The sequence below is a fragment of the Pseudomonas putida genome (genome assembly GCA_041879295.1).
In the GTDB taxonomy this organism is placed as follows: domain Bacteria; phylum Pseudomonadota; class Gammaproteobacteria; order Pseudomonadales; family Pseudomonadaceae; genus Aquipseudomonas; species Aquipseudomonas putida_Y.
The window spans coordinates 2901632-2916289 of sequence record CP047152.1; the positions used below are offsets into that span (position 1 = coordinate 2901632).

At 61.1% G+C, this 14658-nt stretch carries 15 protein-coding genes; 9 read left to right on the plus strand and 6 right to left on the minus strand.

What is annotated here, in order from left to right:
• Positions 1 to 33 precede the first annotated feature (33 nt).
• Positions 34 to 897, minus strand: coding sequence for a Dyp-type peroxidase (locus tag GST84_13115; protein ID XGB13257.1), 864 nt, complete (start codon positions 895 to 897; stop codon positions 34 to 36).
• Between the two features lie 184 nt (positions 898 to 1081).
• On the opposite strand from GST84_13115, the gene GST84_13120 reads away from it, so the two are divergent.
• The gene (locus tag GST84_13120; GenBank protein ID XGB13258.1) at positions 1082 to 1975 is read left to right on the plus strand and encodes a bile acid:sodium symporter family protein; all 894 of its coding nucleotides are present in this window, start codon (positions 1082 to 1084) and stop codon (positions 1973 to 1975) included.
• Positions 1976 to 2017: 42 nt separating this feature from the next.
• On the opposite strand, the gene GST84_13125 is transcribed toward GST84_13120, so the two are convergent.
• A complete protein-coding gene (locus tag GST84_13125; protein XGB13259.1) occupies positions 2018 to 2485 on the minus strand; it encodes a beta-carotene hydroxylase in 468 nt (155 codons plus the stop codon).
• A gap of 395 nt (positions 2486 to 2880) precedes the next feature.
• Between GST84_13125 and GST84_13130 the strand changes: the two genes are divergently transcribed.
• The 4 genes from GST84_13130 (at position 2881) to GST84_13145 (ending at position 5004) form a co-directional block, all read left to right on the plus strand.
• Positions 2881 to 3594, plus strand: a complete 714-nt coding sequence (locus GST84_13130) for an MgtC/SapB family protein (GenBank protein XGB13260.1) — start codon at positions 2881 to 2883, stop codon at positions 3592 to 3594.
• Between the two features lie 17 nt (positions 3595 to 3611).
• The gene (locus GST84_13135; GenBank protein ID XGB13261.1) at positions 3612 to 4133 is read left to right on the plus strand and encodes a GNAT family N-acetyltransferase; all 522 of its coding nucleotides are present in this window, start codon (positions 3612 to 3614) and stop codon (positions 4131 to 4133) included.
• Positions 4134 to 4243: 110 nt separating this feature from the next.
• Entirely contained in the window at positions 4244 to 4744 is a 501-nt protein-coding gene (locus tag GST84_13140; GenBank protein XGB13262.1) for a DUF4142 domain-containing protein, read from the plus strand.
• 8 nt (positions 4745 to 4752) lie between these two features.
• On the plus strand, positions 4753 to 5004 hold the full coding sequence (locus GST84_13145; protein ID XGB13263.1) for a hypothetical protein: 252 nt from the start codon (positions 4753 to 4755) through the stop codon (positions 5002 to 5004).
• Positions 5005 to 5316: 312 nt separating this feature from the next.
• Here the strand turns inward: GST84_13145 and GST84_13150 are convergent, their stop codons facing one another.
• The gene (locus tag GST84_13150; GenBank protein ID XGB13264.1) at positions 5317 to 6303 is read right to left on the minus strand and encodes a cointegrate resolution protein T; all 987 of its coding nucleotides are present in this window, start codon (positions 6301 to 6303) and stop codon (positions 5317 to 5319) included.
• Between the two features lie 235 nt (positions 6304 to 6538).
• Here GST84_13150 and GST84_13155 point away from each other — a divergent pair, with 235 nt between their 5' ends.
• The 4 genes from GST84_13155 (at position 6539) to GST84_13170 (ending at position 10841) form a co-directional block, all read left to right on the plus strand.
• Complete coding sequence (locus tag GST84_13155; protein ID XGB13265.1) at positions 6539 to 8011, plus strand: hypothetical protein; 1473 nt, start codon at positions 6539 to 6541, stop codon at positions 8009 to 8011.
• Positions 8012 to 8170: 159 nt separating this feature from the next.
• The gene (locus GST84_13160; GenBank protein XGB13266.1) at positions 8171 to 8776 is read left to right on the plus strand and encodes a hypothetical protein; all 606 of its coding nucleotides are present in this window, start codon (positions 8171 to 8173) and stop codon (positions 8774 to 8776) included.
• A 119-nt stretch (positions 8777 to 8895) separates the two neighbouring features.
• Positions 8896 to 9897 carry a threonine/serine dehydratase gene (locus GST84_13165; GenBank protein XGB13267.1) on the plus strand — a complete coding sequence of 334 codons (1002 nt, stop codon included), beginning with the start codon at positions 8896 to 8898 and terminating at the stop codon, positions 9895 to 9897.
• Positions 9894 to 10841: an ornithine cyclodeaminase family protein gene (locus GST84_13170; protein ID XGB13268.1), complete on the plus strand. Its 948-nt coding sequence runs from the start codon at positions 9894 to 9896 to the stop codon at positions 10839 to 10841. Before GST84_13165 ends, GST84_13170 begins: the two co-directional genes overlap by 4 nt.
• A 13-nt stretch (positions 10842 to 10854) precedes the next feature.
• Here GST84_13170 and codA read toward each other — a convergent pair whose 3' ends face one another.
• The 3 genes from codA to codB are packed head-to-tail and all read right to left on the minus strand — an operon-like array spanning position 10855 to position 14580.
• On the minus strand, positions 10855 to 12096 hold the full coding sequence (codA, locus tag GST84_13175) for a cytosine deaminase (GenBank protein XGB13269.1): 1242 nt from the start codon (positions 12094 to 12096) through the stop codon (positions 10855 to 10857).
• 4 nt (positions 12097 to 12100) lie between these two features.
• Entirely contained in the window at positions 12101 to 13318 is a 1218-nt protein-coding gene (locus GST84_13180) for a PucR family transcriptional regulator (GenBank protein ID XGB13270.1), read from the minus strand.
• Entirely contained in the window at positions 13315 to 14580 is a 1266-nt protein-coding gene (gene codB, locus GST84_13185; protein ID XGB13271.1) for a cytosine permease, read from the minus strand. The genes GST84_13180 and codB overlap by 4 nt, the downstream gene beginning before the upstream one ends.
• Between the last annotated feature and the right edge of the window lie 78 nt (positions 14581 to 14658).

The following is a 14658-nucleotide window of genomic DNA, read 5'->3' on the forward strand; positions in this document are numbered from 1 at the left end:
CTGCGGGTGTTTCTGTATCTGGATGTTTAATGATCAGGCATGCAGCAATGGGCCCAGATCAACCCCCGTCTCGCCCATCGGCGGGCACCAGTAGTAGCCACCCGTCAGCGGGCGGCTAAAGCGGTACAATCCGTCGATGATGCCGTCTTCCAGGCCACTCATGCGCCGCAATTGCACTTCGAATGCATCGAAACTCTTGCCCAAGGCGACGAAGGCCAGGCCGGCGCCGCGCTGGTCGGCCCAGGCTACCGAGCGACGGACCATGAACGCTTCGGGTTCAAAGCTTTCCTGGGCAGTGCGCTTGACGTGCGCGGACTCGGGGGCATCGTCGAGCTCTTCGTTGTCGCTCAGGCGGCGGCCGATGATATTGTCCTGGTCAGCCTGGGGCAGCGACTTGAAGTATTCCAGGTCGTGCTTCCACAGCTGGAACGCGGCAAAGCTGGAACCATCGGCGGCAATGGCCGCCTGTACGGCATCTTCGTCCACCGGGTTTTCGGTGCCGTCTTCGTAACCGGTAAGGTCATGGCCACCGCGGTGCAGGAAGCCATCAACGCTGTCGGCCAACTGCAGGGCGGGTGCCAGCGCCTGCTCCAGGGCCTGGGCGCGCAGCAGCAGGTCGCCACGTTCGTCGCCACGCAGCCACAGCCACAGGGCGTGTTGGGTGCTGGGGTTCTCCACTGCGGCATCCAGCAGCGGGAAAGCGCGCAGGCCTGGTACTTCACGGCCCAGAGCCTTGACCAAGGGGGCGCCTATGCCGAGCAACAGTTGTTCGCCATCGACCTGCGGCAGCAAGGCATCCAGCGCGGCAGGCAACGCCTCGGGCGACTGCAGGGTGAAGAACAGGTGACGGGCGTGGGCCGGCACCGGGGTGGCAAGCAGACCTTGCTGGAACGGCATATCAGGCTAATCCTAGGGTAAAAGCGGAATGCTACTTCGCCTGCATGCCTGCTGCAATGCGGCATGCAGCCTCGGCAGCAGCTGTGCTTGGTAACAAACGGTTACCAAGAGCTGGCCCTTTGCAATTAGCTATCAATCAAGGGTGACCTACACTGCTGCAGATCCTTCGCCCGAGAGTCCACTCATGACCGCCTCGCCCCTGCTTACTGCGTTTCTCCCGCTAGCCTTGGGCATCATCATGCTTGGCCTTGGTTTGTCACTGACCCTGGCTGACTTCGCTCGTGTAGTGAAGTACCCAAAGCCCGTGGTGGTGGGCCTGGTGTGCCAGATCCTGCTGTTGCCGCTGGTGTGCTTCCTGATCGCCAACGGCTTTGGCCTGGAATCTGCCCTGGCAGTGGGGTTGATGCTGCTGGCTGCTTCGCCGGGCGGTACCACGGCCAACCTGTTCAGCCATCTGGCCCACGGTGACGTGGCGTTGAACATCACCCTGACGGCGGTCAACTCACTGATCGCGATCCTGACCATGCCGTTGCTGGTGAACCTGTCGCTGAGTTGGTTCATGGCCTCGGACCAGGCTATTCCACTGCAGTTCGCCAAGGTCATGCAGGTGTTCGCCATCGTCTTGCTGCCGGTGGCGCTGGGCATGCTGATTCGCCATTTTGCCCCGGCGTTCGCTGCGCGCATGGAAAAGCCGATGAAGCTGGTGGCTGCGCTGTTCCTGGCCTTCACCATCGTCCTGGCACTGGCCAAGGACTGGCAGACGGTGGTCGAGTACGCACCGGTGGTGGGCCTGGCGGCGCTGCTGTTCAACCTGCTGAGCCTGACGGTGGGCTATTGGGTGCCGCGGCTGTTGAACATTCCCAAGCGTCAGGCGATTGCCATTGGTATGGAGATTGGCATCCATAACGGGACCTTGGCGATTGCCCTGGCGTTGAGCCCTTCGCTGCTGAACAACGCGACCATGGCGGTGCCGGCTGCGTTGTACAGCTTGATCATGTTCTTTACCGCGGCCGGTTTTGGCTGGTGGGTGAGCCGCGGGCATGTGGCGGCAGACCCCAAGGGTGAACCAGTGAACTGACGTCACTCAATGCCCGGAGGTGCCGGGCCTGTCAGGGATGCGTCACGATTGGCTGCGCCTGCTGCGCAGTTGCTGCTTCAACACCTTCAGCGGCGGCGCATAGAAAAAACCGAACGACACACCCCCCGTGCGCCCCTTCACCGCATGATGCAAGCGGTGCGCACGGTGCAAGCGTTTCAGGTAGCGATTGACCGGCCGCGGCTTACGCGGCCAATGCCGGTGAAAGAAGCCGTCGTGGGCCAGCACATACAGCGCCCCATAGCCTGCCACACCACCGCCCACCCACTGCAAAGGCGCATACCCACTTTTACCCAGTGCCACCAGCGCCGTGGCGATCAGCCCCAGGGCCACCAGGTACAGGTCGTTGGTTTCGAGCATGCCCAGGTGTGGCTCATGGTGCGAGCGGTGCAGCCACCAGCCCCAGCCATGCATGATGTACTTGTGAGCTAGCGTACCAACGCCCTCCATGGCCACCAGGGTGCCGAACAATACGGCGAGATTGAACAGCATGGAACGGTCCGGGTGATGGCAAAGGGAGGCGCAAGGTTACCGGCTGCCCAGGTTTTTTTCCATGTGGGCGTGACCGGCTGCAGGCCGTTCCCGCATGAAGCCATTGTCATGTTTTTGCCCTTGACCTGCTCTGCCACGCGGCGTATGGTCCGCGACGCAATTTTGCCTTCCTCAACAGGAGACCTGCCTTGGACAGTAGCCCCAGTCGCTTGCGACAGGCCCGCGTGGCGCGCTAGCCCGGCAGTGTTCTGCACTGTCTGGCCGCTCCGGCAAGACGGTGGTTTCCTGTAACCCCGCTTCTCCTTCCCTCCTCGTGGTCCTGCGCAATTTCTGGTTTTTCAACCGCGCCAACTGATGGCGTTCATGCGGGCGTATGCCTGCGGAAGAGGTTTGCTATGGATTGGAAAGTATTTCTGCTGCGCGTCAGCATTGCCTTGGTGCTGGGGGCGCTGATCGGTGCCGAGCGGCAATTGCGCCAGCGCCTGACCGGCCTGCGCACCAATGCGCTGGTCAGTACCGGTGCCTGCCTGTTCGTATTGATGACCCAGGCGGTGCCAGGCATGGCGCCTGCCGATGCGTCGCGCGTCGCAGCCTATGTGGTGTCGGGCATCGGCTTTCTCGGCGGTGGTGTCATCATGCGCGATGGCTTCAATGTACGTGGCCTGAACACCGCGGCCACCTTGTGGTGCACGGCTGCGGTCGGCGTGCTGTGCAGCCTCGGGCTGATGATGGAGGCGGCACTGGGCAGCCTGGTGGTGCTCTGCGCCAACATCTTGTTGCGTGATATCGCCCAGCGCCTCGACCGTCAGGATGTGGTGCCGGCCAACGAGGTGGAACAGCATTTCGAAGTCCGTATCGTCTGTCGCGGCGAGGATGAGATCCAGGTGCGTAGCCTGATGTTGCATAGCCTGGGCGACCCACAACTGCGCCTGCAGTCGTTGCAGAGCCAGGACCTGGACAACCCTGCGCGCCTGGAAGTGCGCGCGGAGCTGTTGGGCACCGCGCAGGCGCCGGCGCAACTGGAGCGCCTGGTCAGCAGGGTCAGCCTGGAGAAAGGTGTAAGCTCGGTGCGCTGGCAATTAAAGCCGCAGGTGCTGGCGACGGATTAGAACGACAGGAGTGATTCATGCTTATCCGCCCTACCCTTGAACAGGACATAGAGTGGCTGCCGGACGTCGAGCGCTCGGCAGCCCAGGCATTTGTCAGTTGGCCGGCACTGGCCTGGCTGGCGCAAGGCGAAGTCATGGACTGTTCGGCGCACAGGGCTTTCGTCGAGGCAGGTGGTAGTTGGGTGGCGCAGGACGGGGCTGGGTGCATTGTGGGTTTTGCATGCGCCCGGCTGGCGGATCATGCATTGCACCTTCATGAAATATCGGTGCGCCAGGAGGCCCAAGGGCAAGGTGTCGGGCGCCAGTTGCTGCAGCAAGTGGTCGATGCAGGGCGCTGCGCCGGTGTACGTGAGCTGACACTGACCACCTTTGTGGATGTGCCTTGGAATGCGCCGTTCTATGCACGTTTCGGGTTTGAGATGCTTCAGGAAAGCCGGCTTTGCGAACGACTCCAGAGCATCCTCGCGAGCGAGCATGCTCACGGTCACAGTGGGCGTTGTGCAATGCGTCTGCGCGTTTCGCCGCCTCTCACCCTATAGTTCAGTGTCGCGCGGTCTAAACCGGCAGCGAAAAAGATTAAACCTTTGCCACGCCTTCACCCTCAACCGTACGCGACACTGAGGTCGCGCCACGGTTTAAGGAGTGAAGCATGAATAGTCTCTTCATCAGACGCGTTGGTTTCTCCATGGTGCTGGGCCTGGCATCGGTACACGCAATGGCGGCGACTTCCGATGATTTCGTCGAAGCGGCCACCGAGGCCGGTATTGCCGAAGTGGTGACTGGCAAGCTGGCTCAGGAGAAAAGCCAGAACGCCGAGATCAAGACATTCGCCCGGCAAATGGTCACCGACCACACCCAGGCCAACCAGAAACTCAGCGACATAGCCGTCAAACTGGACATTTCCGTGCCGGATGAGGCCGCAATGACCGACAAGGTCAAGAAAATGATCCTGGAATGGCGCGATGAATCCTTCGACAAGGCGTACCTCAACAATCAGGTCGACGCTCACGAAAAAGCGGTGGAACTGTTCAAGAAGGAGGCTGCTTCGTCCGACAAGGCCGAGCTGAAAGCCTTTGCCAGCGAAACGCTGCCCAAACTCGAACAGCACCTGGAGCAGGCCAAGGCTCTTCAGTCCAAGCACGGCAAGTGAGGCCCCTCATGAGTAACGATGCATTGAAGACCGAAGTACTTACCCGCCTGCTGCATGCCCACCCCGAAGGGCTGGGTAAGGAAGTGCTGGACAACTACCGCGGCGAAAAGGCGGTGGCCGGCATGCTCAAGACGCTGCAGGAAGCCGGTCTGATTCACGACGGTAGCGTGGCGGTAAGCAGTGATCATCAGATCAGCGTGCACTACCCGATCAAGCTGTCGGCGGCAGGCGTAGAGGCCGCCAGGCGCGCCGAGGGCTGACACTTACCTGGTCTGGTCTTGTCGCCAGCAAGCCCGCCCCGAGGGATAGCGCATGGCTTGCCGGCGATGAGGCCAGTCATCAAGGCCGTGGTTCACTGCTTTTTCTCAATGTCTCTAGGCGGCTTGGCCGGGCCCTGCGGGTCGACTTGAGGGTCTTCGACATCCGGGGAGTCGGGGTCGAAACCAAGGCCTGTCTTTTTATCGGCCTGCTCGGTCGAGTGAGGCCCCTCTTTACGTGGTGGTTGAGATCCAGGCATGGCGTTGTCTCCGGTGAGTGTCTAAGGAAGAAACCACCCGCCAGGAAAAGTTTGATTAATCTGCAACCGAGCCCAATTGCGCCCGACACTGCGCCAACGCCTCGTCGCGTGCCTTCAACTGTTCCTCGAGCCACTGCAACTGCCGCGCCTGCTCGGCGCACACGTCCCGTCTGGCTTCCAGACTCTGGGCTTGCACATCCAACTGGCGGCGCATCTCTTCGCTGGCGCCTTGTGCCTGGGCCAGGATCGTGCGCAGGCCCTGGATCTGCGCATCGCGCTGTTCCAGCAACTCATCCTGCGCCCGGCATTCACTGGCCGCCTGACGATGCTCTCCCAGCAACCGCTCATTGTCACGGTGCAAGCGGGTAAGTTCGTCCTGCTTGATGATCATGCCCTGCTGCAACTGGCGTAATTCCACCTGCATCTGCTGCAACTGCGCTTCGTGGCGGCGCTGTTCCTGCTCACGCTGTTCACGGCTGGCATTGCGGTAGTGCTCCAAGGCGTCACGGGCATGGCGGTGCTTGTCTTCCAGCGATTTGACCTGCTCGTCCTTGTCAGCCAGGCGCACCTGCAACTCACCCAGCGACTGGTTGAGGCTGGCACTGCGCAGCTGTTCGGCTTGCAGCGTGCTCTGCGTGGACAACAGTTTTTCTGTCTCTGCAGCCAATGCTGCTGCATCGATCTTGTGTTGCTGGTGCGCTGCAGCCCGTGCCTGCTGGGCGATTTCCAGCTGCGCCTCAAGCGTCTCGCGCTGTTGCGTGAAAGTGCTCTCGGCCTGTTCGATCTTCAGATCGGCCTCGTCCTGCAGCTGGGTTGCCAACTGCCCGACCAGCCGACTAAGCACATCGCTGAGCGCGGCGCCCCCTTCGGAAGCCATCGGCTGCTGGCCGTTCAGTTCCTTCAGGTAGCGGTGAATCGTGGTCTTGGAGCCGGTATTGCCCAGCTCGATACGTATGGCATCAATGCTGGGGTTCTCGCCCCGGGCAATCAGCGCCTGACGCGCTTGCTGCACTACCACCTTGTTGATACCGCCCCGGGCCATGCGTGCTCCTAAAAATTCGTACTATGTTATGTACCACGTAATGACATGCCAATTATGGAGATAACGCATGGCACCTGCAAATAATTCCTACCGCCTCATAATCACTTTTTTGCATGCGCGCGCCTGGTGCCTTGGTCGCAAATATGCCCCTCTGTCAACTGCCATTTCTAACGGTTTACTGCAATCCACTTTCGGGAGTTAATCGGCTACAAGTACACAACAGTGGTGAATCGCGATGCTCCCCAAGGACTTGAGTCAACCCTCGATCATGACGATATTGTCCAAGCCAGATTTAAACGAGTACTGGGAGCGCCATGCGTCACGCAAACGCAACACCCTCAGCGAAAAAATCATCTATGACGAGGAGGCCGACTTCGGCGTTTACAAGTTTGGAGCGCTCGATCTAGGCACCGCCTTCATGCGCTTCGGCGAAGACCTGTTACTGGTCGTTCAGCGCGTCTTGAGGTACATGGGGTTTCGCACAAGAATACGCTCAGGCACCATCACCCAGCGCATTTATGAAATCAATCAGGCTTGGTATTCTGACGCCGACGTTGTCGTGATGATGACCTTGTCAGCGCCACTCAAGTATACAATCGACAATGAAGGAAGCCTTACGCTTAGGCTGCCCGCTGGGGCTACAATTCACCATAACGGCAGTGGTTACCCTAAAGAAATGGTGGACGACCTCATACAAGAGCGCGGTATTAAACTACCCTCTGCCGTGCCACCCACCGGGATACTATTGGGTGATACCATCGGCCAGTTCACAGACGGCGACCCCCTCATGCTGTTCCAGGTTCCAGCGCCCTCGACGCCCTCAAGCCCGGACACCTTGAGCGTTAACGGCGAACGACTAACCGGACCTGTGGGGTTTGGGATTATCTATCAGGACACCGCCTTCCCCGAGCTGAAGCAGGGTCACCCACCCCGAGACAGGGACACAGCTGTGTCATTGTTCGCGCCGAAGGAAATGATAGATTTCATGAATGGCGCCTACTATCCAGCGAGCGGTGCTTATTCTGCCGAATTCGCGCTGAATAGCGCGTTCGAGGCTACAGATAGCGCCTCTGAACCTGCAGTGCCTGCGTCAATCTACCCACTACTGAAGGAAGTGTATGCGGGTGCTGAAAAGCAGGCGCTCACGTTGGAGCCTGCAACCCCCAATAGCCAATTCACCTTTGACGGTGAGGCACTGGGTGAGCTGAAACAAGAGAGCGGAAGCTGGTTTTACTACCCACCCGCCCCTCTTGACCCTGCTGTCATACTTGAGGTAAACAACAAAACCAATGTCCCCGCAGCGTTGTCGGCGACAGTGCCTGAATACCCATTGGTCGCCGATGTAATCAAGGCGCAAGTTGGCAGTCAATACGCGACGTCGACGTTCTTGACACCCTTGTTCGGGGAGACCCACTTTTTTAAAGCATCCCTTTCTTCAGGAAAAGTCAAACTCACCCTGTTCTACTCAAGTTTCGAACACGATGAACCGATTGAAGTCAGTGCGGAAAATACCCAATGGGTCAGAATCACAGGGAATGGCAATATCGATAAAAGTGGCGTTTTCACCCCTGCCGCTGACCAACCTAGCCCTTTTACCGTCTGGCTGGCGAGAGACATTGAGGACGATCATTATTATTATTGGGCATCTGTCGTTTTGCCGCTGCCGATACTCGAGCCTGCTAAAGTGCTACAACTCATCAATGGTTGAAGTCAGCGCCAGACCCACACTCCGATGATTCCGTCGATGCAGCCACCGAAACCGGCATTGCTGAAGTGGTGACCGGCAACGGAAGCTGCAGGCTCGCCACCTTGTGTCGGTAACGCTTTGCCGCCACCATGGAAGTCCAGCACCGATCACCGACAGAAAATGACCCTGGAAAACTACAAGGCAATCGCCGACAGCATCGCCCTGCTGCTGTATCCGCACGCTGAAGTCATCGTCCATGAACTGCACAGCCAGACGGTCGTGCACATCGCCAACAACTTCTCCCGGCGCAAGCTGGGCGATGATTCGGCGATCGATCACGAACTGGACGATGTGCTTGCCGGTGCCAACCTTGGCCCTTACGAGAAGCTCAACTGGAACGGCCAGAAGATCCGCTCTATCAGTACCGTACTGCGCAACTCGCAGGGCGACCCCGAATACCTGATGTGCATCAATCTGAACGTGTCGGTACTGGAGCAAGCCCGCGTGGCGCTCGATGCGTTCTTCCAGATGAGCCGGCTGGTACCGCAACCTGACTCGCTGTTCCGCAATGACTGGCAGGAACGTATCAACACCTTCCTGCATGCCTGGCTGCAAGAGCGCAGCTTGTCGCTGCAGACTTTACAGATGAAGGATAAACGCAGCCTGGTGCAGGCGCTGTACGCTGAAGGCGCGTTCGAAGGGCGAAGTGGTGCTGACTATGTCGCGAACGTTCTGAGCATGGGTCGAGCCACCGTTTACAAGTACCTGAAAGAGCTCAAGGGCTAACTACCCGCCGCTTGGCCGAACTGGCAGCCTGTCAGGGTGTTGCCAGCGATTGCCCTCGCCCACTTGCCTTGAGTAGATTGATATTCTACTGTGGATAAATATTCCACAAGGAGCGCAGCATGCCAGTCGCTACTGTTTCACCGACCGTTGTCGATGCCCGATACCTCGATGCACTGTACACGTCCATAAGGGAAGCCCACGGCGCGCTGCGCCCCGCCGTCAGCATCACGCCGCTGACACGCAGCGCCCGTCTGTCGGCACTGACCGGCTGTGAAGTGCTGCTCAAATGCGAACACCTGCAGCACACCGGTTCATTCAAGTTTCGCGGTGCCAGCAACAAGGTGCGCCTGCTGCCGGCTGAGGTGCGCAAGCAGGGGGTGATAGCCGCCTCTTCCGGCAACCATGGGCAGGCACTGGCCTTGGCCGGCAAGATGGCTGGCGTGCCAGTGAAGGTCTACACCACCACGGGCGCATCGGCATACAAAATAGAGGCAATGCGCGCGCTGGGCGCCGAAGTGGTCTGCCTGCCTACCGACCCGCTGAGTGCAGAGCTGGAAGCAGCCAGGCAAGCCGAGGCCCACGGCGTACCCTTCGTGTCCCCCTACAACGACCTGCAAGTCATTGCCGGCCAGGGCACCATCGGCATGGAGTTGTTCGAGCAGGCGCCAGACCTGGACGCGGTGTTCGTTGCCGTGGGCGGTGGCGGGATGATTTCCGGCATCGGCGCCGCCCTGCGCGTCCTCAAGCCGGGCACTGAGATCATCGGCTGCTGGCCGGCGAATGACCCAACGCTGCAGCAATCACTCAAGGCTGGTGAAATCATCGAATTGGATGCCTGCGAAACGCTGTCGGACGGCACGGCTGGCGGCGTCGAGCCAGGCTCGATCACCTTCCCGCTTTGCCAGGCGCTGCTCACCGATACTGTGCTGGTCAGCGAGGACGAAATCCGCTGCGCCATGCGCGACATCGCCAGCAGTGAGCGCTGGATCATCGAAGGCGCTGCAGCGGTTGCGGTCGCCGGCATGCAAAAGCTCGCCGAGCGCTATCAGGGCAAGCGTGTCGCGGTGATCCTGTGTGGCCGTAACATCCTGCTGGAAAAGTTCCTCGAGGCCGTTCAATGAAGGTCTTCAGCAAGGCGCAGATCATCGCCCGCTTCAACCCGGAGCTCGCGGTCAGCCAACTGGAGGAAGGCTTCATCGCCTATTCCGAAGGCAAGGTGCAGGTGCCGCCCGTGCAGGGCTTCGCATTCAAGGGCGCGAACGGTGACTGTTGCGTGAAGTCGGCCTACATCGAAGGCAGCCCGACCTTCACCGTCAAGCTTTCGACAGGCTTCTACGACAACCCGTCCAAGGGCCTGCCGAGCAATGACGGTCTGATGCTTGTGTTGTCTGCACACACCGGTCAGCCGCTGGCACTGCTGCAGGACCAAGGCTGGCTGACTGCCATGCGCACCGCATTGGCCGGGCGTATCGCTGCCCGGCTGCTGGCGCCGGCCCAGGTCAAGGCCATTGGCATCCTCGGCACCGGCATGCAGGCGCAGATGCAGCTTGAGCAGCTTCGCGCTGTTACTGATTGTCGCCAGGTGATTGTCTGGGGTCGGCATGAACGCGGGCTTGCGGCCTATACGGCATTTGCCCGCGAGCTGGGCTTCGCAGTGCACAGCACGCAGGATGCTGCCGAGGTTGCGGGCGCGGCAAACCTGATCGTCTGCACCACGCCTTCTCGCCAGGCGCTGTTGCACAGCGATTGGGTCCAGCCGGGCACGCATATCACCGCCGTCGGTGCCGATGCGCCCGGCAAGCAGGAACTGGACCCGGCACTGGTGGCCAGGGCGGACCGCATCATCGTCGACGCCATCGCGCAGTGCAGCCAGTACGGCGAAGTGGCCCATGCCCTCGGCAGTGGCCAGATCGACGCTCACCAGCTGATCGAGCTGGGTACGCTGCTGGCTGGCCGTGCCAAGGGGCGTGAGCACGACAGCCAGATTACCTTGGCGGACCTGACCGGTGTGGCAGTGCAGGATGCACAAGTCGCAAGCTACGCCCTGGCAGCCCTGTGCACCTGAGGCGACAACAGCGTCAGCGCAAACGTTGCACCTGCGCTGGCGTGCGCTGCATCAGCACCTTGCCATTGCGTACCGATACCAACGCGTGCCCCTGGCTGCGCACCATCTCGTAATCATCCGGCGCCGACAGCAGCAACAGGTTCGCCGGCCGACCCACCTCGATGCCATAGCGCTCGCCCAGGTTCAGGGTGCGGGCGCTGTTGTCGGTAATCAGGTCCAGGCAGCGCTGCAGGTCTTCATAGCCGAGCATGTGACAGATGTGCAGGCCGGCTTCGAGAATGCGCAGGATATTGCCATTGCCCAGTGGGTACCACGGGTCGACGATGGAGTCCTGGCCGAAGCACACGTTCATGCCGGCGCGGTCGATCTCGGCGACGCGGGTAACGCCACGACGTTTCGGGTAGTTGTCAAAGCGCCCTTGCAGGTGAATGCTCTCGGTCGGGCACGACACAAAGTTGATGCCCGACAGCTTGAGCAGGCGGAACAGCTTGTAGCAATACGCATTGTCATACGAGCCCATGGCCACGGTGTGGCTGGCCGTGACCCGGGCCCCCATGCCGCGTACCCGCGCTTCTTCGGCCAACACTTCGAGGAAACGTGATTGCGGGTCGTCGGTCTCGTCGCAGTGCACGTCCACCAGGCAGCCGGTACGCTCGGCCAGGTCCATCAGGAACTTCACCGACGATACCCCTTGGTCGCGGGTATTTTCGAAATGCGGAATGCCGCCGACGACGTCGGCGCCAATCGCCACGGCTTCAGTCATCAGCGCCCGGCCGTTGGCGTACGACTCGATACCCTCCTGCGGGAAGGCGACAATCTGCAGGTCGATCAGCTCACGCACCTCGTCACGTACCTCGACCATGGCCTTGAGCGCAGTGAGTTTCGGGTCGGTCACATCGACGTGGGTGCGCACATGCTGGATACCGTGGTCCACCAGCATGCCGATGGTTTTTTTCGCACGGGTCTTGATGTCGTCGTGGGTGGTGATTTCCTTGCGCTCGGACCAGCGCTCAATGCCTTCGAACAACGTGCCGCTCATGTTCCACTTCGGCTCGCCCGCGGTCAGCGTGGCATCAAGATGAATGTGCGGCTCGACAAAAGGCGCGACCACCAGGTTTTGCCCGGCGTCCAGATCATTGACCGTAGCGGGCGTCACGACGTCGGGCTGGGGCACGATGGCGGCAATGCGCTCGCCGTTCAGTTCGACGCGGAACAGGCCAGGCTTGCCGCGCAGGCGTGCGTTGATGATGTTCATGCTGTTACTCCTTGCCGTGGGCTTCGCTCATGCGCCATACCAGCATGGCGACCGAAGCATTCATGCGAAAAAGCGGGTCGTCCAGCGACTGCCCGCTCAGTTGTTCGATGCGCTGGATGCGCTGATTGATCGTGTTGCGGTGCAGCCCCAGACGCTGTGCGGCCTTGAGCCCGTTGCCATTTTCCATGAGCAAGGCGTCGAGGGTATGCACCAAAGCATGGGCGTGTTTGCGCCCAGGGGCGATCAGCGGGCCGAGGGTGCGGCTGACGAAATCGTCAACCAGCGAGCGGTCGACAATACCTTGCAGCAGGCGCAACACGCCGAGCTCGCTGAAGTTGCAATAGCCGTTGGCCGGGCGCAGATGCTGCGCCACATCCAGCGCCTGGCGTGCCTCGTTGAGGGCCTGGCGGTAGTGCGCGCAATCGTCAGCGAGGCTCGACAGGCCCATGTAAAGGCCCAGTTCACCTGTCGCGGCTTGCAACTGCCGGTACAGTGCACCCAACGTCTCGGGTAAGTCGTGCGTATCGGCCAGCAGCACCACGAACAGGTCGCCCGGCAGCTGCGCCGTCACACTGTCAGGCCGCTGGCGGCACCAGGCTTCCAGCTGGTCTTCCAGGGCCTGCCGGGTGGCTTGCCAGGTACGCTCGCCGTGTGCGAGCCCGTGGCGCTCGAACAAGCCGTCCACGCCTGTCAGGCGCAATGCCAGCAGGCGCTGCGGCTTGTCCAGGGCGAGTTGCAGGTGCGCTGCACGCTGCCGGGCAATCGCCAGGCTCGGGTAGTCGCCCGTGAGCAGTTGGCCAAGGATGTCGTTGCGCGAGCGGCGCACCTGGCTCATCTGCACCAGTGCAGTGCCGATCAGGTGGGTGACCACCACCATCTTCAGCGCGTAGGGTTGCTCGATCAGTGGTAAGCCCAATTGCTCGGCGCGCGCGATTACGGACGCCGGGATGCTCTGGATGAAACTGCCGCCGGTGAGAATTACCATGCCGGCAATGCCCACAGCGTCGCCATCCTCCACCAGGCTCAGCAGGTTGGCTTCGCCGCGCGGGTGGTTGATGCCGGTGACGAATACCAGCTCACCGCCCATCACCCATTCAGCGATACCCTCGTTTTCCGCCACGTAAGGCCAGCGTACCCGCCGTTGCAGGTTGCGCGCCCCGGCCCGCACATGCATTTCGTGCAGGCCGGGCAAATGCAAGATCTCGTCCAGCGCCAGGCTCACGGCTCGACACCCGCCTGGCCTGGCGCCCGGCGGCGTGCGCCCAGCTCCAGAATGACGATGTAGCACACTGCCGAGGCGGCGATGCCCACCAGCGGCGCGACCCACGGTGAGGCATAGGCCAGTACAGCGCCCACGGCATAGGCAAGCAGCCCGGTGAGGTTGTAGCGTGGCAGGTTTGCCGCACCCAGCGCCGGGTATTTGCCGCGGTGGCGATACCAGAAGTCAGCCATGATTACTCCACCCACCGGCGGAATGATCGACCCCAGCAGCACCAGGAACGGGATCAGCATTTCGTACATGCCACCCATCGCCAGCACAATGCCAACCCCGGCTGCCACCAGCGTTGCCGTGCGCCGGCGCTCGCTGCGCAACAAGTGGCAGGCGGCGGCCGACACGTTGTAGATGGTCGGACCCTGAATGGTCCACAGGTTCAGGCACAGCATCACCACCGCCGCGAACGACAGCCCCTGCAGCATCATCACGTCGACGATATCGGCCTGCTGGTAAACCATCGCGCACCACGCGCCGGCCACCACCATCAGGCCGTTGCCAAGGAGGAATGCCACCACGCTGGCGGTCACCGCTACCCGGCCACTGCGTGCCAGCCGTGTCCAGTTGGTGGCCTGGGTGGCGCCACTGGCGAAGGTGCCGAAAACCATGGTGACTGCCGCCGAAAAAGTCATGGTTTCATGCGGTACAACGGCAGCCAGGCCGGCAAAGCCACCGGCATCGCGGGTGGCGATGTACATGGACACCAACAGCAGCACGAACATCAATGGCACCGACACCCGCGACAACACATCCAGCCCCTTGAAACCGATGATGGCCGTAATGCTGAAACCCAGCCCGAACAGCACCATCAAAGGCATGCCGAAGCCATCCGCCAGCCCCAGCAGCTTGACCAGCACGATGGCCACCGTGGCCGTGCCCCAGGCATACCAGCCCAGTTCGGCAAAACCCAGCAGAAAATCCGAGAGCCGGCTCCCTGCTTCACCAAAACAGAAGCGCCCCATCAGCACGGTGTTCAGCCCGCTGCGCGAGGCGATGAAGGCCAGCACTGCGGCATACAAGGCAAGCAGGCTGTTGCCGAGGGTGGCCACCCACAGCATGTCGACAAAACTGAATGCCATGCCCAGCTTGCCGCCGGCGAACATCGTGCCGGTAAAGAAGGTGAAGCTGAACAAGACCATCGCGATCGGCAACAGGCCCCTACGGGCGGACTGCGGGGCTTCGCTGAGGGGGAATTCGCTGGGTGAGCTCATTGCACGGGGGCTCCGGGTTTGTAGTTGGGAGCTGAAAGAGCAATATGCGGGCCGCTTTTTTACTGCGCCGCCACCCGG